The 22,052-nt window shown below is 33.1% G+C and carries 10 protein-coding genes and 1 pseudogene; 8 read left to right on the top strand and 3 right to left on the bottom strand.

Features of this window, described 5'->3' with window-relative positions; all coding sequences use genetic code 11:
* Positions 1-97 precede the first annotated feature (97 nt).
* Positions 98-1,378 (bottom strand): methyl-accepting chemotaxis protein, encoded by a 1,281-nt coding sequence (locus EDD66_RS11915; protein WP_123609816.1) that lies wholly within the window; start codon positions 1,376-1,378, stop codon positions 98-100.
* Positions 1,379-1,746: 368 nt separating this feature from the next.
* On the opposite strand from EDD66_RS11915, the gene EDD66_RS11910 reads away from it, so the two are divergent.
* From EDD66_RS11910 to EDD66_RS11895, 3 genes are all read left to right on the top strand, one after another.
* Entirely contained in the window at positions 1,747-7,821 is a 6,075-nt protein-coding gene (locus EDD66_RS11910; RefSeq protein ID WP_123609815.1) for a glucoamylase family protein, read from the top strand.
* A gap of 61 nt (positions 7,822-7,882) precedes the next feature.
* Complete coding sequence (locus tag EDD66_RS11900; protein ID WP_123609814.1) at positions 7,883-10,318, top strand: GH36-type glycosyl hydrolase domain-containing protein; 2,436 nt, start codon at positions 7,883-7,885, stop codon at positions 10,316-10,318.
* 91 nt (positions 10,319-10,409) lie between these two features.
* Positions 10,410-11,315, top strand: coding sequence for a Gfo/Idh/MocA family protein (locus tag EDD66_RS11895; protein WP_123609813.1), 906 nt, complete (start codon positions 10,410-10,412; stop codon positions 11,313-11,315).
* Between the two features lie 62 nt (positions 11,316-11,377).
* On the opposite strand, the gene EDD66_RS11890 is transcribed toward EDD66_RS11895, so the two are convergent.
* Positions 11,378-11,752: a hypothetical protein gene (locus tag EDD66_RS11890; protein ID WP_123609812.1), complete on the bottom strand. Its 375-nt coding sequence runs from the start codon at positions 11,750-11,752 to the stop codon at positions 11,378-11,380.
* 199 nt (positions 11,753-11,951) lie between these two features.
* Between EDD66_RS11890 and EDD66_RS11885 the strand changes: the two genes are divergently transcribed.
* From EDD66_RS11885 to EDD66_RS11875, 3 genes are read left to right on the top strand one after another with little or no spacing between them, the layout of a single operon-like run.
* Positions 11,952-12,869: a transglutaminase domain-containing protein gene (locus EDD66_RS11885; protein WP_123609811.1), complete on the top strand. Its 918-nt coding sequence runs from the start codon at positions 11,952-11,954 to the stop codon at positions 12,867-12,869.
* A gap of 45 nt (positions 12,870-12,914) precedes the next feature.
* Positions 12,915-13,934, top strand: a complete 1,020-nt coding sequence (locus EDD66_RS11880) for a CFI-box-CTERM domain-containing protein (RefSeq protein WP_123609810.1) — start codon at positions 12,915-12,917, stop codon at positions 13,932-13,934.
* A gap of 45 nt (positions 13,935-13,979) precedes the next feature.
* A complete protein-coding gene (locus EDD66_RS11875; protein ID WP_123609809.1) occupies positions 13,980-17,969 on the top strand; it encodes an Ig-like domain-containing protein in 3,990 nt (1,329 codons plus the stop codon).
* Between the two features lie 259 nt (positions 17,970-18,228).
* Here EDD66_RS11875 and EDD66_RS19055 read toward each other — a convergent pair.
* Positions 18,229-18,363, bottom strand: a pseudogene (locus EDD66_RS19055) (transposase); the annotation flags it as partial.
* A gap of 221 nt (positions 18,364-18,584) precedes the next feature.
* Here EDD66_RS19055 and recN point away from each other — a divergent pair.
* The gene (gene recN / locus EDD66_RS11865; RefSeq protein ID WP_123609808.1) at positions 18,585-20,267 is read left to right on the top strand and encodes a DNA repair protein RecN; all 1,683 of its coding nucleotides are present in this window, start codon (positions 18,585-18,587) and stop codon (positions 20,265-20,267) included.
* A 118-nt stretch (positions 20,268-20,385) separates the two neighbouring features.
* On the top strand, positions 20,386-21,699 hold the full coding sequence (gene spoIVB, locus EDD66_RS11860) for a SpoIVB peptidase (RefSeq protein ID WP_123609807.1): 1,314 nt from the start codon (positions 20,386-20,388) through the stop codon (positions 21,697-21,699).
* The last annotated feature ends 353 nt before the right edge of the window (positions 21,700-22,052 follow it).

Here is a 22,052-nt window from a genome sequence, read left to right as displayed (position 1 = left end):
ACATTTATTTAGAAACGTCTGTTCTCCATTTTCATTGAGTTCCTGCTCCTAAAATTGAATGACAGGGATTGGATTTATGATATTATGGATTCTTTAATTATAGTTTAAAAACATTGGTAAGCTTATTCATATCTTCCGATAAAATAACTAATTCATCAGAAGTATCATCTATATTTTTGAAAAGGATCTCTTGATTTTTTAATTTTTCTTGTATCGTATTGGAAATATTTAAACCAGAGTCAATGGAAGAATTAATATTTTCTATAGTTGCAGTCATCTCTTCAAGAGAAGCAGCCTGATTGGATACACCATATGTAATGTCTTTTAACATTGTGAATGTTTTTTCCATACGTTCTATGATCTTATTAATATTATCTTTAACCAGATTTGATTGTGACACACCTATTTCAATTTTTTCTTCCGTAATCGCAACCGCCGTAACTACATTAGAAGTTTTATTTTTCATGTCCTTTATAAGATTGTCAATGTCAGCTAAAGAACTATTGGTATCTTCAGCAAGCTTTCTAATTTCCTCAGCAACAACAGAAAATCCTTTGCCAGCCTCACCGGCACGTGCAGCTTCTATTGCGGCATTTAAGGCTAATAGATTCGTTTGATTGGAAATCTGAGAAATAATATTAAGAATATCATTGATTTTATTACTTTGTTCTTCCAGTCCAATTACTTCATTATTTACTTTTTTAGAATTATCTGAGAGTTCATATATAGCCTCTACTACTGAATCAACTGAAGTCTTTCCCTCTGCGGCTGCATTCATTACTTCAGTAGTGTAGTCAGAGATTTCTGCTGAAAGTTCAGCAGTATTTTGTGAATTACTGGTTATTTCATTAATAGCTTTTGAAAACTCTTTTACATTTTCTGCATTCAGGTATGATTGAGATATCAACTGCCCGATTCCTGCATTAATTTCTTTTACCTGGCTATTTGCCTTATCAATAATTTTATCTAAATCTTCCGAAGAAACATTAATTTTACCTGAGGAATCCTGAATTTGTGTTATCAGGTTTCTTAAATTATCCTGGGCTTGTTGGAGGGAATGAATTAATTGTCCCGCCTCTCCGGAATGCTTTGCTTCAACGTGGACGGACAAATCATTATCTGCTATGGAATCTGCAAGCATGATCCCTTTTTTAACAGGTCTGATAATAAAGAATTCAGAGACAATAGCTGCAATTACTTCAAAGAACAAAATATTAGTTAATAACTCTATTGCATTACTACCGGTAAAATAGTTGAATACATTAATATTACTGGAGTCAGAAATACTTACGAGTATTCCTATACTTGATAAGATGATAGCAAAAAAGATTAAAAACATAATTCTTGTACGAATGGATGTATTTTTGATTTTTTTCATTAGTTTACCTGCCTTATTTTTATGATGTTTATTAAATCAAATTGAATATTATGATAATTAGTGATTTTGATATCATCCTCCTATGCATATTTTTTAGATCGTAGTTCCAATACTAGAAATATAATTAAATATATTTTGATGAGCAATAAAAATTATACCATATTCATTTGATATAACAATTATAATTTGATGAAAATCATTAAATTAGTATTAATAAAAACCAAAGATTTCATAGGATAGTGTGTAAATAGGAAATGACTCATTAGATAAAAGAATAAAGTATTGGAAAAATAGTCACACTAACAGGAAAGGTTTGTATAAAAAAATTTGAATTATTTCATAAAAAATAAGGAGTGTTCGTTATTGTGATGGATGAATCAGTTTTTATAATAAATATGCCAGAAATAACAAGAGTAATCATAATTTTGATTATTCTTGCCTGCCTTGTTCTCATGATGCTTTATTTCCGTTTTAATCATTATAGAAAAAGAGTAAATATTAAATCAATTGGAATCACTGATAAATTTGGACCAAAAGAATGGGAACAGCAAATGCGTGATCTAGCATTAGATCATAAAGATGTTAAGCCAATGAGATTTAATTTCGTATTAGATGATTATAACCAAATTGCTTATAAGAGACTTAATCGAATCCGTAATAATATCTCAGGAGTATCTGCAGATATTATTGCATTAATTCCAGCAGCCCGATGGTTATTTGACAATTTTCAAATGCTTTACCGTGAAATTAAAAATGTCCGTAATTCCGGCACAAGTTATGAGATTTTACCTATCCTGAGAAATAAAGAATTCGGGGGATTTCCTAGAATCTATATTGTTGCCAAAAGAATGGTCGCGCTTTCCGGAGGGCATCTCAATGAAGATAATATTGAGATTATGCTGAAAGCTTATCAAAGTGAAATTCATTTAACAGATAAAGAATTGTGGGCGCTTCCTGAAATGATAAAGTTTTGTTTATTAGAAAGTATCATAGAAGTGGCTGAGGACATCATCAATATTATTAATGTAAAGAATCAGGCAGATAAATATGTAAAGGGAAAAATAGGGGAGGGTCAGGAAATAAGGGATATCAATATCTTTTTAAGGGATATTGAAACGAATTGTAAAGACAATTATTCTTTTCATTCCCATGTTATTTACCTGCTAAAGAATATGTCCTATGACGACATATCATTACAGGAGTACCTGGATTATTATTTCCCATCGAATAGCAGGCAAATAAAACCATCCAATATATTTTTAGAGGAAGGAAAAATTGAATCTTATTTAGAAACTAATATACGTGCGCTTATTGTCAGTCTGAGAGAAATTAATGAAGTAGATGCAGAAAAATTCTTTGGGGAATTTTCATATTTAGAACAAATTTTATCGAAGGATCCAACCGGAGTATATAAAAATATGGACCCTGAAAGTAAGGGAATGTATCGGGGTGTAATTGTAAAATTGTCATTGAGATATAGGATATCTGAAGAAAAGATAGTCAATGACTGCCTGGAACTTGCCATGGAGGGAACAGAGGAGTTATATGGCTCCAGACATGTAGGATTCTATCTTTTAGGCAAAGGGTATCCAATTCTGAAAGCAAAAGTACTGAACCACAAAAGACCAAAAAACTTAACTGTCAAGAAAAATGTGATAGGTTTTTGCTATTTTGTAACCCTGTTTTTTATTTTATTTTGTTTATGCTATTTTATAAACTTTATGTTAAATAGGTACGGTATAAAAGAGGAATCTTATGATAATATCATATCAATAATTATTACGATTCCTTTATTGTTTGGAATCTCATTAGAAATCACCAATTTTTTATTTACAAGAAGAATAAGGGTCAAAAAAATTCCTTCGTATGATTACCTGAAAGAAATCCCGGACAATGCAAGAACCTTTGTGGTTATGCCAGTTATTATTTCATCAAAAGAGCAAGGATTAGAATATTTTGAGCGTCTGGAAAAACATTATCTTGCCAATAGGCAACCAAATCTTTTCTTTGCATTGCTTTTAGATTATGCAGACTCTGATGAAGCCTGCAAACCAGAAGATGAGTTTATTAAGAACGCTTTGATAAATCGGACAAACGAGTTGAATAATAAATATCCATCAGAACTAAAGAGATTTTGTTTGTTTATTCGAGAGCGTAAATGGAATGAATTTGAGAAATGTTACATGGGTTGGGAGAGGAAAAGAGGTAAATTAGAAGAATTTAATGGTCTTTTAACAGAAACAAAGATAGAAGATACCACTTTTACCACTGCAATATGTGATCACAGTCTTTTAAAAACATTTAAATATATTATAACCCTGGATGCAGATACAAATTTAATCAGGGATAATGCAGCAAAGCTTGTTGGACTGATTGATCATCCGCTTAACAGCCCAATGCTTGATCCCGAAAATAAAAAATTAAAAGAAGGTTATGTTATTATACAACCTTCCGTAAGAAACCATATTGTTGATAAAAAAGGCAGTCATTTTGCAGAAATATTTGGAGGCCAATCAGGTTTGGCACACTATTCTTCTGTTATCTCTGATATTTATCAGGATATTTTTAATGCGGGTATTTATATTGGAAAAGGAATTTATGATGTTCAGGCATTTCATACATTACTTCATAATGTAATACCTGAAAACAGTGTGTTAAGTCATGACCTGTTAGAAAGTTGCTATGCAAAAACTGCATTTTCCAGTTCAGCAAAGGTTATGGATACCTTCCCCAATAGTGTTATCTCTTATGTGAAGAGAGAACATCGTTGGATTAGAGGAGATTGGCAGCTATTTCCTTGGTTATTCAAAGGAAAAGATAAAAATGGCAGAGGGTTAGATCTTTTATCAAAGTGGAAGATTTTTGATAATTTAAGACGTAGTATAGTGCCTTTAAGCAAAGTTCTTTTTATAATAATAAATTTATTATTTATTCCAAAAATTTATTATCTTTGGTTGCCTTTTGTGTTTTTTGGGGATATTTTCAATTTTATTATTTTGATCTTCTCTATTATAAAACAAAAGATATTACGGCCAAAATTAGCGCTGGTATATCTGGGTTTTTTTAGAGAACTTGGAACAATGATTTTTAGGGCATTTATGGAGTTGATCCTTACACCATATAGAGCTTATATTGCTACAGATGCAATGATTAGAACCTTATATAGGGTGCTTATAAGTAAAAGAAATTTATTAATGTGGAACACATCTGAGAATGTAGATGCTTCTGTTGTAAATACACTAAAAGGCTACTTTAGAATGATGTGGAGTTCCTTTATTCCAGCAATAATAATATTAGCATTGATGTTAATAATGGACATTCCTTTCATTGGCGTAATTCTTTATGGAGTTTTAATCGTCATCTGGGTAATGGCTTTTTATATGGCATATCAGATCAGTCAGCCAAAAGAGAGAATGAGTGAACTTAATCAGGAAGAAGACAATGAGCTGCTTTTAGATACTGCAAGGAGAACCTGGCAGTTTTTCAAAGATTTTACAGTCAAAGAAAATAACTGGTTATGCCCTGATAATTATCAGGAAGGAAATATAAAAAAAATCAGTGATAAGACATCTCCAACCAATATTGGTCTTCAATTTTTGTCTATTATTTCAGCAAGGGATTTCGGATTTTTGACTTTAAGTTCAACACTCAATTTGGTTGAAAATCTGATAAATACAGTAGTTAAATTACCTAAATGGAATGGACATTTATATAACTGGTATCATATAAAATCTCTTGAAATATTAAATCCTGCATATATTTCAACTGTAGATAGCGGAAACTTCTTAGGTCATTTACTGGCTTTAAAGAATGGTCTTTTAGAACAGATAGATAATCCGGTCTTTTCCAAGAATCTTATGAAGGAGTTTAGGATCACCCATAGATTCAGTAATTATGATAGTAAATTAAAAGATGATTATGAAAAAATAGAAGATTTCTTAGAAGATATTACTGATATCTGGGATGATTTATATAGCAGGGATCTAAAACCTCATGAAGACCCTCGTTGGAGCAAGGAGCTGCTAAGTATAATTGAATCCATGGTTTATGAGATAGGAGGATTAAAACTCAAAGAAACAAAATTCACAGCTTATCCTACTTTAAAAGAATTAGCGAAAGAGGATAATAAAAATGCGAAAGCTATGATGGATAAAATTCACAGAATATGCAAACAAATTGATACTATTCTGGGGGATGTGGATTTTGGATTCTTATACAACGAAAGACGTCATCTATTTCATATTGGATATCACGTGTCGTCCCATAATCTGGATGCAGGATGTTACGATTTAATGGCTTCAGAATCACTCCTTACAAGCTTTTTAGCTATAGCTCTGGGCAAAGTACCTCTAAGACACTGGTATAAACTTGGAAGACCCCTTACCATGGTGAAAGGAATCCCTTGTCTGGTTTCCTGGAGTGGTACTATGTTTGAATATTTAATGCCTAATCTGGTACTAAGAGAATATGAAGGTTCTGTATTTACTGAAACATCCAAAGCAGCAGTATTACAGCAGATGAATTATGCCAAAGAGATGGGGATTCCATGGGGGATATCTGAATCTCAATATTATAGATTTGATTTAAATTCAAATTATCAATATAAAGCATTTGGTGTTCCAAAACTGCGTTTACAACCGGTCCGCCAAAATTCCATGGTTGTAACTCCATATGCCACTATGCTGGCGCTTGAATATGCCGGAGAGGATTGCCTTATAAATTTAAAAAGACTTATGGGCTTAGGCGTATTTGGCGAGTATGGATTCTATGAAGCAATTGATTATAATAATCCAAACGCCATAGAAATGACTCCTTATTGTATCGTAAAGTCATTTATGGCACATCATCAGGGAATGAATCTGATAGCTATTAATAATTATGTAAATCAAGGAATTATTCGAAAGAGATTTCATGCAGAACCTATGATTAGGGCAACCGAGGTATTGTTGGAAGAAAAACGCCAATCCCATCTTATCTCAATTGCAAAAAGAGGCTATACCATTGGAATTGGTAAAATACATCTAAGGGAAGAAATCTATAATAACAGATATGTAAATAATGTAGCACCAAGAATACCCGTTACAAATTATCTGTCCAACAATAGATATTCCTTAATGATAACATCCGATGGTGATGGCTTCAGCAGTTACCGGAATATGATGCTTTATCGCTGGAGAGCCGACCTTTATGCCAATTCAGGCAACTATATTTATATTAAAGATATGACGAAAGGTAAATATTTTAGTACGACTTATCATCCAACCAGAAAAGAGCCGGATGAATACCAGGTTGTGTTTTCTCCTCATCAGGCAGAATTTAAAAGAGTTGACAGGGATATTACTACTCACACATTAGTAACACTTTCACCAGACTATAATATAGAGATTCGTAAGGTATCCATCACAAATAGAGGAAGAGAATCAAAGCAATTTGAGATAACAAGCTATTTAGAAGTGGTAAGTGACAGCCATTTAGCCGAATTAAGCCATCCGGCTTTTAATAAACTTTTTATTGAAAGTGAATTTATGGAAGAGCAATCTATCTTTTTATCAAAGAGAAGAAGCAACAAAAAAGAAGAAAATCCCTATATTGTACACATGGTAAAGACCAGTAAGGAATTACTTAAAAAAGTAGAACATGAAAATGACAGGTTAAAATTTATTGGCAGAAACAATACATTAGAAAATCCAGATGTTATTGTGAAAAGCCTGTCTTTATCCAATCAATCCGGTTTTTGTAATGATCCTATTATGAGTTTACGGGTTAATATATCCTTAAAAGAAGGTGAAACAGCCTGTGTTTCCTTTATAACCGGAGTATGTCAAAGCAGGGAAGAAGCAATTAAGATCGGCGATGAGTTAAATATTCCTTATGGTATTGATGATACGATTGAAAAGTTCAGATTACAAAGTGATATTGAATTAAAATATCTTGAGATTACAAAACCACAATTAAATGCTTTCCAGGACTTAATTAGTCCGATATTTTATCCATCAAATTATTATAGAGGACCAGAGGAAAATATTCGGAGAAATTTTAAAAACCAGAGTTTTCTGTGGAAGTTTGGTGTATCCGGTGATAATCCTATTATGCTGTTACGAGTAAGGAATATGAAAGATGCAGGGTTGATAAAAGATGTTTTAAGAGCTTATGAATATCTGAGAATCAATCGGGTTCTGGTAGATCTGATCATATTAAGTGAAGCCAAACACGGATATATGCAGGAATTGGACGATTTAATTAATGATCTGACCAGTTCTTTAAGAATATATGATGGAGATAATGAAAAACCTAGTCTTTTCATGCTTCATTCTTATCAAATGATTCCTGCTGAAATTGATTTACTTTATACAGTAGCAAGGGTAGTCTTCTCCAGAAGGACAGGAATTTATTTTAGAAATATTAAAGAAAATTTAAATGAATTATTAGTAGAAGATAACTAGATCTGTATCACATGCTAAAGGTATGTAATTGCCTGAAATTGATAAAAAGGAGGATTAAAATATGGGTTCTGGGAGTATACCTGATTTGATGAATGAAGAGAAAAATAGCAACTATGAATTTTTCAACGGCTTTGGTGGTTTTGTTGAAGACGGGAGAGAATATGAAATACTTTTAGAAGGTGAAAACAAACCTCCGGTTCCTTGGATTAATGTAGTGGCGAATAAAGATTTTGGATTTCATATTTCTGAATCTGGCTCAGGATTTACCTGGGCTCATAATAGCAGGGAGAATAAGATTACACCATGGTCAAATGATCCGGTGAGTGATATACCATCAGAAATCATATATATCTTTGATGAAATAAATGGCAAGGTCATAACTCCCTTTTCCTATGGCAGAACAAATCGGGGAACCTATAAAGTAAGACATGGTTTTGGGTATTCTGTATTCCTTCATGAAGAAGATTTCCTGGAACAGGAAGTAACTGTTTTTACTCCCTTAGATGAGTCATTAAAACTTTGGGACATAAAACTTACAAATCATTCTGAAAACGTGAAATATCTAACCCTTACCTATTATGTGGAGTGGGTACTGGGAACTGGGAGAGAGCATACCAATCCATATATTGTGACATCCTATAATAATGAACATGAATATCTAAGCGCAAAAAATGTTTATACTTCTAATTTTAGCAATGATCTGGCATATATATTTTCCAGTGAGATGATCAAAGGATATACTGGTGATAGACAGGAGTTTTTAGGACAAAAAGGCTCTATCTTACATCCCCAGGGATTAGATAAAAAATTATCAAACCATATAGGAGCAGGCTATGATTCATGTGGTACCATTCAAGTGTCTGTAGCAGTTCATCCCAAGGAATGTAAAACGATTATATTCGGATTAGGTGAAAGTAATAATATCATGCAGATACAAGCACTTAGGTATAAATATAAGGACATTAGTGCTTCAGGGATTGAATTGGACAGGGTAAGAGAATATTGGAAAGAAACATTAGGCACAATTCAGGTTCATACGAAAGACAGGGCAATAGATATTCTGGTAAATGGATGGCTTTTATACCAGACCATATCTTGCAGAATGAATGCCAGGGCAGCCTTCTATCAATGTGGGGGTGCTTATGGATACAGAGATCAGCTCCAGGATACATTATCTTTAATATTTACCAATCCAGAAGCGTTAAGAAATCAGATATTGATTGCCTGCAGCAGACAATTTGAAGAAGGGGATGTACAGCACTGGTGGCATCCTCCTACGGGAGTTGGTGTGCGGACACGAATCACGGATGATTTATTGTGGCTCCCTTATGCAGTAGCAGCTTATATTAATGGGACAGGTGACTATACTATATTAAAAGAAAATGTAGCTTATATAAAAGGACCTGTATTAAAAGAAAATGAACATGATATCATGGTCACTCCCCAGGTTTCAGAGATGATTGGAAGTGTTTATGAGCATAGTAAGAAAACAATATTAATAACCAGGCTGGGAAAGCATGGACTTCCGTTAATGGGAGGCGGTGACTGGAATGATGGGATGAATGAAGTTGGAAAAGAAGGAATTGGTGAAAGCGTTTGGCTGGCATGGTTTTTCTACACGTTATTAGGAGATTTCATACCATTATGTTATCATGAAGAAGATTCTGATTTTGCAAAGGAACTGGAAAAAAAGAGATCTGATCTTTTAGAAAGTATTGAGGAAAATGCCTGGGATGGCGAATGGTATCTTAGAGCTTATTATGATGATGGCACAAAGTTAGGTTCTAAAGAAAACGATGAATGTAAAATTGATTCTATTAGTCAATCATGGAGTGTCATATCAAAAGGAGGCAAAAAAGACAGGGCTCATACTGCAATGCAATCTGCATGGCGATATCTGGTTAAAGAACCGGATTCCATGTCACTACTTTTATCTCCACCTTTTAACAAAACCAGTAAAAATCCTGGTTATATTAAAAACTATTTGCCGGGAATCCGTGAAAATGGTGGTCAATATACTCATGCGGCTGTCTGGCTTGCAATTGCGACTTCAATGATCGGAGATTACAAGATGGCCTATACCCTTTTTACTATGTTAAATCCAATTCATATTACTTTAAATAAAAGAGATGCCCTTAAATATGAAAAAGAACCTTATGTAATGATAGCAGATATATCATTAAGTCCTCCTTATACCGGAAGAGGTGGATGGAGCTGGTATACAGGTAGTGCGGGCTGGATGTACCAGGGCTTAGTTAAGTGGTTTTTAGGAATAAGAAAAGAAGAAGATTATTTAATAATCGATCCTGCAACACCCGATAGTTTTGGAGATTTTTCAGTAGAATATAAATATGGCACATCAATGTATGAAATCAAGGTTGAAAGCAGGAGTAAGGGAACACTCTCTACGAATGAGATGATATTTGATGATGAAAAAGTGGAAGGCAACAAAATAAAACTGATAGATGATGGTAAAAAACATGTGGTAATAGTTTAGGATGATTGATAGTGAAAGTTCTTTATGGTAGACTAATAGGTAATAAACATATGTAGTTAGTATATATGTACTAATGCCTGGGAGGTCCGCTATGAGAATTGGAATCATTGGAATCGGAGATATTGCAAAAAAGGCTTATCTGCCTGTAATGACAAGAAAGAAGAATTTAGAGATTATATTATGTTCAAGAAATGAAGAACTCTTAAAGGATTTAATGAACTCTTACAGAGGTATTCACTACGTGACCAGTGTGAAAACATTAATAGAGTCGGGAGTAAAAGCAGCTTTTATCCACGCGGCGACGAGTGCCCACTATGGTATCTGTAAAGAACTTTTAGATAATGGGATTCATGTATATGTAGATAAACCAATTTCTTATAAAATTGAAGAAACCAGAGAACTTTATGAACTGGCAAAGAAAAACAATTTGATTCTTCGGGTGGGATTCAATAGACGCAAGGCTCCTCTTATTGCGGATATGAAAAAATTAAAGAAGCCGGATGTGGTAATTTATCAAAAGAACAGAGTTGATTTGCCGGCAGATATAAGGGAATATATTTACGATGATTTTATTCATGTGGTTGATTCTATTCGCTATTTATTAGGTGAAGATATTGAAAACTTTCTTGTAAAAGGTAAAGTGGTAAACAATCTACTATATTCAGTGACCCTTCAGGTAATTAGCCGGAATGGCACTGCAATAGGAATTATGAATCGTGAATCAGGAAAGACTGAGGAACGTATTGAATTTATCTGTCCTGGTGAAAAAAGAATTGTAGAAGATCTAAATAATCTGACTGTCTATAAAGATGGTATAGAGATAAGACAAAAATTTGGTGATTGGGAGCCGGTTCTTTATCGGAGAGGATTTGAACAGATTACGGATACCTTTCTTGAAGATGTTACTGAACAAGATAGATTTTTGGAGAAAGATGAAGATAGTTTGAAAACCCATGAGCTTTGTGAACTGATAGTGGAACAACTCTCTGTCAAATAAAATGAGGCCATTGCAAAATAAACATTTTGCAATGGCCTTTTAATGGAATCATCTTATGTTAATTATTTATCAATAACGTAAATGCCATATGCCAAACATGAAAGAGAGGGTGATTTAATTATTTTAACAGGTTTTTTATGGCCGGGTTTTACTTTTACCAGGGCAGGCTTGCCATCTTTAGTAGCCCAAATCAACATTGGACATAAAGGTCGTCCAAAATAAAGTAACCTTTTACTGATTATATATAACTGTTCCACTGTTGGATGTGTGTTCTTTTTTTCGGAATCAGGCTCATAAGATGACAGACGATTTGTAAATATAAAAGATGAGCCATCATCTAAAACAATGGGAGAAATTTTTGATAATTGTATTCTTAGTTGTTCACAATTATATCCAGAGCACATTCCATTACCAGAACATTCATGATAAAACTTCATAAAAGTACTCCTTATTACTTTATACTACAATTTATGCAAATAAATGAAAAAAGTTCATGCAGTATCAATTAAATGATTTTGTAATTAATTTCAATTAAAAAAAGTAAAATTCCTACTATAGTATTATTGAGCGACATTAAAATATGTGTTAATATAATTAAGTAGGGGCATATTACTTGAATATTAAAGGAGAGCGATTTTGGATAAATTAAGATTTAGGAAAACTAAATTAGGACATAGATTCATTCATTGTGTAGCAATATTTTCTCTGATTATGGTCACAGTACCAACAGATTCCATCGCAGCTCAATTAGAGAATTATAGAAAAGCGTCCGTTGCATCTGAGAATGCAATTACTATAGATAATGAAAAAGAACAGATTAAGGAAATCAGGAAAGCAATGCTTTACCGTAAGCCTTCACTTGAATTGTATTACCCAGGATCTATTAATGATTTAGAAATGGATTTAGAAAAATTACTGAATAAAGTATTTGCAATAAATGAAAAGAGTACTACCACCGATGGAGATTATCTGGCTAATATTTATTCAGGATATAAAGTAGAGTCTTATTATAATAGTTTAGGAGCTTCATTAACATATCACTTTACTTACCATGAGACAAAAAAGCAAACAGATATGGTAAATAAAAAAATAAAGTCGATCTTAAAAGATATGAACATATCGAAAAAAAGTACTTATCAGAAAGTTAAATTAATCCATGATTATATTGTGAATCATACAAGTTATGATACGACTTATACTAAATATAATGCATACAATGCATTGATTGATAAGAGCAGTGTATGCCAGGGATATTCTCTTTTAGCATATAAGATGCTGACTGAAGCAGGAGTTCCAGCAAGAATTATCACTGGATTTGGTGATGGAGAGGCTCATGCCTGGAATATTGTTAAGATTGGCGATGTATGGTACAATTTAGATTGTACATGGGATGACCCGATTACAAGCAATGGAAAACCAATTTTACAATATGATTATTTTTTAAAAAATGAAAAAGATTTTAAGAACCATGTAAGAGATACCAAGTTCACAACAAAAAGCTTTAATAGTAAGTATCCAATGGCAAAAAACAGTTATTCTATGAAAAAGAAATGATAATAAGCTAAAATAAAAATTTAATAAACGAGATGAGGAACGTATATGGAATTTAAAGAAGGAAAATGCCCAAAATGCGGAGGCATTTTGCAAGTACCACAGGATTTAGAAAAGTTGACATGTATGTATTGTGGAAGAGAAATTTCTGCCAGGGATATGATCGTGGAAAAGCATGGGAATGATGATGATTTCAAAGAAAAGGAAGAAAAAATATTAAATTTATGGTCTGCAAAGAATCAGGACGCTATAGCAAAGGCACTGGATTTATTGGAAGAGGACCGTTTTAATCATACAGCAAATTATATTCTGGCATTAAACTATCTGCCTGGACTTATTACGGAACATAAAAACCTGATAGACCAGTTTAAGAAAAATTTATATGAAAATGCAATGAAAGAGTATATGGAATTTTCCAGAACAATTCTGGTATATCTTGAGCGGGCATGTAGTACTAAAAAGCAGGACAGATCTTTTATACTGACAGAATGCGCCAGCTACTTTATCAGTAAGATAAAAGAGGATATGGCTTTAGAAACAGATAAAAAGCTAAAAAAAGCAGCATTTGTAAATGATGATTATAAAATGATACTGGTGTTATTTACTATTCCAATGATTTTAGAATTAAACCTTGATATTAGTGATGAATTTGCCGATAAAATAATTGAGGCCTGGATTAAAGAATATCCAAAGAGCTTAATTAAAAAGGGCACTTTTGAAAGTATAAATAATGGTTTCCGCAAAAAAGGCTTTTGCTATATCACAACTGCTGTCTGCGAAACATTAGGGAAATCGGAGGACTGTTATGAACTTATGATGTTCAGGAATTTTAGAGACGACTTCCTGCTCAGTCAGGAAGATGGAGAAGAATTGATCAGGGAATATTATCGTATGGCACCAATGATAGTAAATAGCATTAATGATAGAAAAGATAGAAATCAGATTTACAATGAGATATGGCATAATTATTTAAAAGGATGTTTGACTGCAATAGAATCAGGTGACAATGCTAAATGTAAAACTGAATATAGTAAAATGGTAATAAATCTAAAGAAACAATATTGTTAACTATTCAAAGGAAAGTACAAAAGATTATAATTGGAGGACAGTAAAATGGAGAAAATAGGAAACAGTAACTTGTTAAGAAGAATACTAGTTCTAGTGTTATGCTTAGCATTGGGTGTGAATATGCTACCGGGGAATAATGTTTCGGTTAAGGTGGAAGCAGCCGATATTCCGGATTATAGTATGTATATACAAAGAGATGCCGGGTTAGTTAAACTAAACAGAGAAGAAAGTTATAGCTATACCGGATTGAATGAAACGACAGGGTTATTTATAGAAAGTGAAACAGGGAGCGGCGGTTCTCATAGAGCTCCTAAAGTAACCGATGTAACAGGAGCAACGAAATTAGAAATTACATGGACAGTGGGAGCGGAAGGAAAAGTTATAAAGATAGAAAATACAGCTTCCAATTCACCGGAGGCTACCATAAGAAGAGTAGGTCCTGGTGTGGCCAGTGTAACATGTAACCTTATCTGGACCAATGCAAGTAACATGGTTTTGGAAAGCCTAAGAATTACTTCCTCTATAGCAATTCCGGCAGATATCAATAAAAAGGTCAGTGATGATACGGATGGGACTACCGGTAGATCACCATTTACAAAATACGATGAAAATATCAGTGATGCAGGAAATACTGCATTAATGTTTAATGTAAAGCAGAATGATATAGTAACAGATGCCTCAGGTAAAAAGGTAATTTTATCTTATGGGACAAAATCAACTTCAAACTCAGTTAACTGGAAAACAGAGAATACGAGTATTGCAACAATAACCAGAACTCCGGTAGGTGTTGATAATGAAGATATTAAAATAATCCCTCATTATGCAGGTACAACATTAATTACTGCTTCCTCTGCTATATCTGAAGATATCAGTGATTCATTCTATGCTGTTGTAATGCCTACATTTACTTTTGGCAGCGAAACAAACAGAAAGTCTATTCCAGCTGGTAATCCCGCATCTCCAAATTTAAGCAACTTGATAACAGTTAATGTGGATGGCGGAACATATATTCAGACAAATGCGCTAAAAACAAGAGATTTAAGATGGAGAGTATATCAATTTACTAATTCAGCTTTTACCAATGAAACCGACTTACTTAAAATTGATACAAGAGAAAGTTCAGATGCATACATAGCCAGTAATCCAAAGGCTGGTATATATAGAATCACAGCTCAGACGAAGGTACCTGGTAAAGACAATGTTATAAATAAGAACCTTGGTGTGGCAGAAATGTATGCAAAAGTACCTATCAAGTTTCCAAATGGACATAATATAGTCTTAGGTTTAAGTGATACATATAATGTAATGGATAATAGTAATATCCAATCCGTTAGTGATTTTGAGTTTAATGCCAGCACGGATGATAATTCCAATGATATCATAGGTGTTGATGCTACGACTAAAAATGTAAATGGAAAAGCGATAGGATTAGCAACTGCAACCTTTAATCTTAAAAATGATGCAAGTGTATATGAAAAATATGGTATACAGTATGGTTCAGCAGACTATAACAAATATGTAAGAGACGGTATAAAATTTAGTTTCTCTGTTGTAGATTCTTTCGGAATAAATAATTCCAATATTAAAATACCGGTAAAAGGGACTGCTGATTTAACAGTATACAGTCAATCCAATAATAATATTTCATGGACATCAAGTAATTCAAGTATTGTTGAGGTTACTAATGCACAAGGGAAAACTGCCACTGTAACAGGAAAAAGTGTTGGTTCTGCAACGGTTACTGTTACTCAGATAGTAAATGGGGTTAAAAAAGTTGCTACTTGTACCGTTACTGTTGTAAAATCGGCTGAGACTATTGTAATTAAGCCATCTACTGTTGATATGAATGTAAATGAAACTAAGATGATTACAGCTAAATTAACTCCGGATGATATTATTATTGGTAATTTAAAATGGTCATCCTCTGATGAAAAAGTAGTTAAAATCGATAGTTATAGTGGTCCAAATGCTATTTTAAAAGGTATCGGTGATGGTACGGCAATTATAACAGTTATTAATACTGAAAATTCAATTATTGCAACATGTAAGGTAACAGTCCGTGGTACGGCAACAGGAGTAACTGTTACACCGGCTGCAAGTACGGTAGATTTATCTCAGGGAACATTACAATTAAAAGCAACAGTTCAGCCTGCCAGTGGTGTACAACCATTATTAAACTGGATATCCAGCGATACTGATATAGCAACGGTAAATGGTGAGGGGCTTGTGACTCTAAAAGCTGCAGGTGATGTTAAAATTACTGCATCGGTTAAAAATACCGATGTAAGTGGTTTTGCAACAATTAAAATTAAAAGATCAGTACAAGGAATAGATCTTGAGGCAAGCAATAAGGTAATGTATACTGGTGAAAAATACACCCTTGGTTATACGATCAGTCCGGCAGATGCTTCAAACAAAAAGGTAATTTGGACCTCATCCAAACCATCAGTAGCAACGGTTGATTCTAATGGTAATGTATTAGGCGTATCTGCCGGTGAGACAATAATTATGGCTCAAACGGAAGATGGCAGATATACAGATTACTGTACGATATCAGTGAAACAAGTTGCCAAGAGTATTAAAATCACAAATAAAGATGTATTTATCAATAAGGGAGATGTCTATAAAATTGAATATACGGTGGACCCTGGAAATGCAACAGATATTTCAGTAAAATGGGAAACTTTAAATGCCAGTATTGCAACCGTATCCCAGGATGGTAAAATCACAGCCGTTGCCATAGGCTCAACCACAATTTTAGGTAAGACATCTAATGGTGAAATAGCTTACTGTAATGTTACAGTTATAGAAAAAGCGAAGGGCATTAAACTTAATTATGATGAAAAGATCGTTTACAAGAATAATACTTTTGCATTAAAGGCAAGTATTGATCCGGAAGGAGCGACAAATCGTAAAGTCATTTTTACCAGCTCAAAACCAACAGTAGCTACTGTTTCAAGTACGGGTACAGTAAAAGGTATTTCACCAGGTACGGCACTTATCACAGTTACGGCTGATGATGGTGGTTATAAGGCGATCTGTGTTGTTATTGTAAAGGAAATGGTAACTACCATTAAGTTAAATCATACATTTTATGCAGTGGGTATAAAAAATACCTTTACTCTGGTTCCAAAGGTTACATCAACTAACACTACGAATAAGAAAGTATCATTTTCTTCAAGCAATTCCAGTGTTGCAGTTGTAAACTCAAAGGGACAGGTCACAGGAAGAAAGCTTGGCTATGCTACTATTACAGTAAGGGCATTGGATGGCAGTGGAGTAAAAGCAACCTGCAGAGTACGTGTTGTAGTACCGACGAAGAGCTTAAAACTTAACAGGACAATAATGACAATGGTAGTTGGCAGAAGTACTAAATTAGTTCCTACTTTTTCACCTAAGAATACAAGTTACAAAACCGTGAAATGGACTTCAAGTAATTCAAAGGTTGCCAGAGTATTGAGCGATGGTACGATTACCGCATTGTCTCCGGGAACTGCAACAATTACAGCCAGTTCAAAAGACAGCGGCGGTAAGAAAAAAGCAGTATGCTATGTTACAGTCCGAGAAGCAGTTCCGTCAAATGGCATCACTATTACATCTAAAAATCCTGTTATGGTTGTTGGTGAGAAATTTACATTGAGTTCCGTTCTGACACCATATAACAGTACGGATTCTGTAACCTGGGAAAGTGATAATAAAGCAATAGCAACGATTGGAAGAACCACAGGAACGATTACGGCAAAAACTGCCGGTACAGCTACTATTGTAGCAATCTCATCCGGTGGGAAAACGAATACGACAACAGTGACAGTCGTGGGATTAGATGTAAAGAATATAACATTAGAACAATATACAAACTTCACACTATCTGTAATAGGAGCACCAACAGGAGTAACATGGTATTCTGAAAATCCAAGTGTTGCAACAGTACAAAATGGCCGGATTTTAACAAGAAGCGTAGGTAGAACGAGAATTGTTGCAGTGGTAAGAGGAAGAAGGTTGTATTGTAATTTAAAAGTAACATCCATTCGGTAATCACTTTTAAAAATAAATTTAGAAAATTGCCATATAAAGAAATAATTTCTTTTAAGAATGAAAAATTGAATAGAAGGGGCTGTAAAAAAACGGCCATAGTAACACCAGACGGTGAAGCTATGGCTGTTCTCGATTTATTTATAAGATTATATCTAAAATTGGGGTCACTAAATGCACCTGGTCAAATGCAGGCAGAATAATATTTATCGATTGTCAAATATTTATGCTGTCAATTGAATTCGATTTCTTTTGTTATGGTACTTATAGAGATATGGTCCATCACATCACAAAAAGTGTACACTGGATCAGAAATATCAATTATTTTTTCTAAATCTAGTGGTAATTTTAACTGTCTTAGTGTAGAATTGATTTTAGATTTATTAGTTAATCGCATAACTAATTATATCAAAAAATCGCTGTAGGCTTTATGCCTACAGCGATTTTTCTTTTAGGGGAGTTTTTTTACAGCCCCTATAAAAATAAATGGTGATATGGAATTAACATTCCATTTATTAAAATCAGTTGAAATTATATTTCAGATATGCTAAAATCATAGGAGAACATACGTTTCTTATGGGAGAATCTTAAGAGTTGCTTTAACTAGGAGGATAAAACGTGTTACTGAATTTACATGTTAAAAATCTGGCAATCATTAATGAAGTGGAAGTATATTTTAACGATGGATTGAATATTATTACAGGCGAAACTGGAGCAGGTAAGTCAATTATAATTGGCTCTATTAATATTGCTTTAGGAGGAAAAGTTTCTAAGGATATGATACGTAAAGGGGCTGATTATGCCCTGGTGGAATTAATATTCCAGCTTGAAGATGAAGCTTCCATATCAGCCATGAAAGAATATGATCTGCCTATTGAAGATGGACAAATTATCATATCGAGAAAAATAATGAATGGAAAAAACATCTGCAGAGTGAATGGTGAAAATGTTACCACATCTATGTTAAAAGACATTTCAGGATTTCTTATTGATATCCACGGACAACACGAACATCAGTCCCTGCTGTATAAAAAGAAACATTTGGAGATAATCGACAGGTACTCAAAAGACGAAATATATGTTATCAAAGAACAGATTGCTGCTACATATAGGAAATATATAGATATAGTGAATCAATTGAAAGATACTGTTATTGACGAAGAACAAAGAATGCGGGAAATATCATTTCTAGAATATGAAATAAATGAAATTGAAGCCGCAAGATTGAAAAAAGATGAAGATCAGGATTTAGCAGTACATTATAGGAAACTATCCAATGCCAATATGATTACAGAAGGATTAGCTTCGGTCTACCATATTACAGGAGACGAGAATAATGAATCTATAGGTGAAGGTATTGGACGTGCTACAAGAATTCTTGGCAAATCGTTGGAGTTTGATGACAATTTAAAAAATTTACATAGTCAGTTATCAGATATTGAGGATCTAATGAATAGCTTTAACCGGGAATTGATCCAATACATGGAAGATATTAACCTGGATGAAGAAGAATTTAAAGAAGTAGAAGCCCGACTTGATTTAATTAATAATTTAAAATCAAAATATGGTAATTCAATTGAAAAAATCCAGGAATACTATGAAAGTAATATTGAGAAACTAAAAAAATATAAAGATTATGATAATTATTTAAGCCAACTTAAAAATGAATTATCTAAAGAAGAAAATGAACTAGAAAGATTATCAGCACAATTATCGGAAATCAGAAAGAAAAAGGGATCCGAGTTAGCAAAACTTATAAAAGAAGCACTTATTGATCTGAATTTTATTGAGGTCCAATTTGAAATTAGCTTCAAAAAATTGGATCATTACACAGGAGATGGATATGATGATGGAGAATTTATAATATCTACCAATCCGGGCGAAGATTTAAAACCTTTGTCAAAAGTATCTTCAGGAGGAGAATTGTCAAGAATTATGCTGGCAATCAAATCGGTATTAGCGGATAATGATGCGATAGATACTTTAATATTTGATGAAATTGATGTGGGTGTCAGTGGAAGAACAGCCCAGAAAGTTTCCGAGAAATTATCCTTAATTGGCAGAAATCATCAAGTACTGTGTATTACACATTTACCTCAGATAGCTGCAATGGCAGACATGCATTATATCATCGAAAAATCAAGCGATGGTTCTTCGACAAATACAACTATTAAACCACTTACATCAGATGATTCCGTTTATGAGTTAGCAAGAATGCTTGGAGGAGCAAAGATAACAGATACCGTCATTAATAGTGCAAAAGAGATGAAAGAATTGGCAACTCATACTAAAAAATACTAGTTTAAAAAAAGGCTTCATTCACATACTAAGAAAGGATATACAAATTTTATTATTTGTATATCCTTTTCTAATTTGCGGATTTATAACAAATAGAATTTTTTCTATAAGGAGGTACGTGATGATGTCTAAACATAACATTAATCATGTTAATAATCGTAAGAAGGTTTATAGAAGCATCTTAATTTGTATGCTTTTTTTAAATATAGTGGGAATCATTTACTTTCAAAAAAAGAATTTAGACAGTCAGCTACCCAATAATATAAAAATGATCGTAGATAAAAAAGAAGAATTTGATTTTGACTTACCCATGAGTGCTAAGATTTCTACACAAGAGGTAGGGGTATTAAGTGTTAATAACAAAAAAATACCGGATAATCAAATTGATATAAGTTTTAGTAAACCTTTTTCAATCGTATCCAGTGAAGTTGGACAATATACAATCGATGTTAAATTATTTGGTTTAATTGATTATAAACAAATTAATGTAGATGTGATCGAATCTGTAGAATTGATACCCAGTGGAATTCCAATTGGAATTTATGTTGAGACAGACGGGATCATGGTGTTAGGGACCAGTCCAATTCCCTCAACAGATGGTTTAAATTATGAACCAGCAGTAAACATATTAAAATCCGGAGATTATATTACAGAAATAAATGGAAATGCTATTAATGATAAAGAAGAATTAATTGAAGAAGTACAAAAAAGTGATGGAAAAGATATGACATTTACTTTAACAAGAAATAAAAAAGAAATAGATGTAAAAATCAAACCCATCATGTCGAATGATGGAAAATATAAAATTGGGGCGTGGATCAGAGATGATACTCAGGGAATTGGTACTTTGACTTATATCGATTCGACAGGAAAATTTGGTGCTTTAGGTCATGGAATTACGGATATTGATACAAACCTTTTAATGAATATTAAAGAAGGTTCTGTCCATACCGCTAAAATAATGCAAATTGTTAAAGGAAAATCAGGTGCGCCTGGTGAATTGGTTGGTTTAATCAATCAAACAGAAGAAGAAAAAGTAGGAGATATAAAAATAAACTCTAAGCAAGGGATATTTGGAAATTTAGAAGGGCAATTTAGAGAACTTACAAATTTAGAACCCATGAAAATTGGTTTAAAACAAGATGTTAAGTTAGGAAAAGCATATGTAAGATGTATGGTGGAGAATGAAGTAAAAGATTATGAGATCCAGATTGAAAAAATCGAATTAAACAGTTCAAATGTAAGTAAAGGCCTTGTAATTCGTATTACAGATGAACGATTAATAAATATAACAAATGGTATTGTTCAAGGAATGAGTGGAAGTCCCATAATACAAGATAATAAGATTATTGGTGCGGTTACCCATGTTTTTATACAGGACTCAACAAAAGGGTATGGCACATTTATAGAAAATATGCTTAAGACTGTAGAATAAGTAAGAATGTCAATTTTTGCGATAAAAAACGGTTGATAATTTGTAAAAAATTGGTTATCATGTACTTATGGTAATAATTTACAAAAATAGTAAGTACAATAATTAAGAAAGAAACAAAATAAAAGAGTACATCGGTATTTTTTGTAAATGTATATCAAAAATATGCAAATTGCCTATATACTATTAGTGACAATTTTCTGTATCAAATGTTAAATTTTAGATGATTTTCATATATTTATTGACTGTTAAAAATAGGAAATGTATAATCAAAATTGTCTATCTATTGAATATAAATTTATAAATTTATATCAAAAATTTACAGAAATTGAAACTTAGGGTTATATGGGCAATTT

This window comes from Mobilisporobacter senegalensis (assembly GCF_003752155.1).
In the GTDB taxonomy this organism is placed as follows: Bacteria; Bacillota; Clostridia; order Lachnospirales; family Lachnospiraceae; genus Mobilisporobacter; species Mobilisporobacter senegalensis.
Note: the sequence above shows the minus strand (reverse complement) of the source record. Positions and strands in the feature narration are given on the sequence as shown.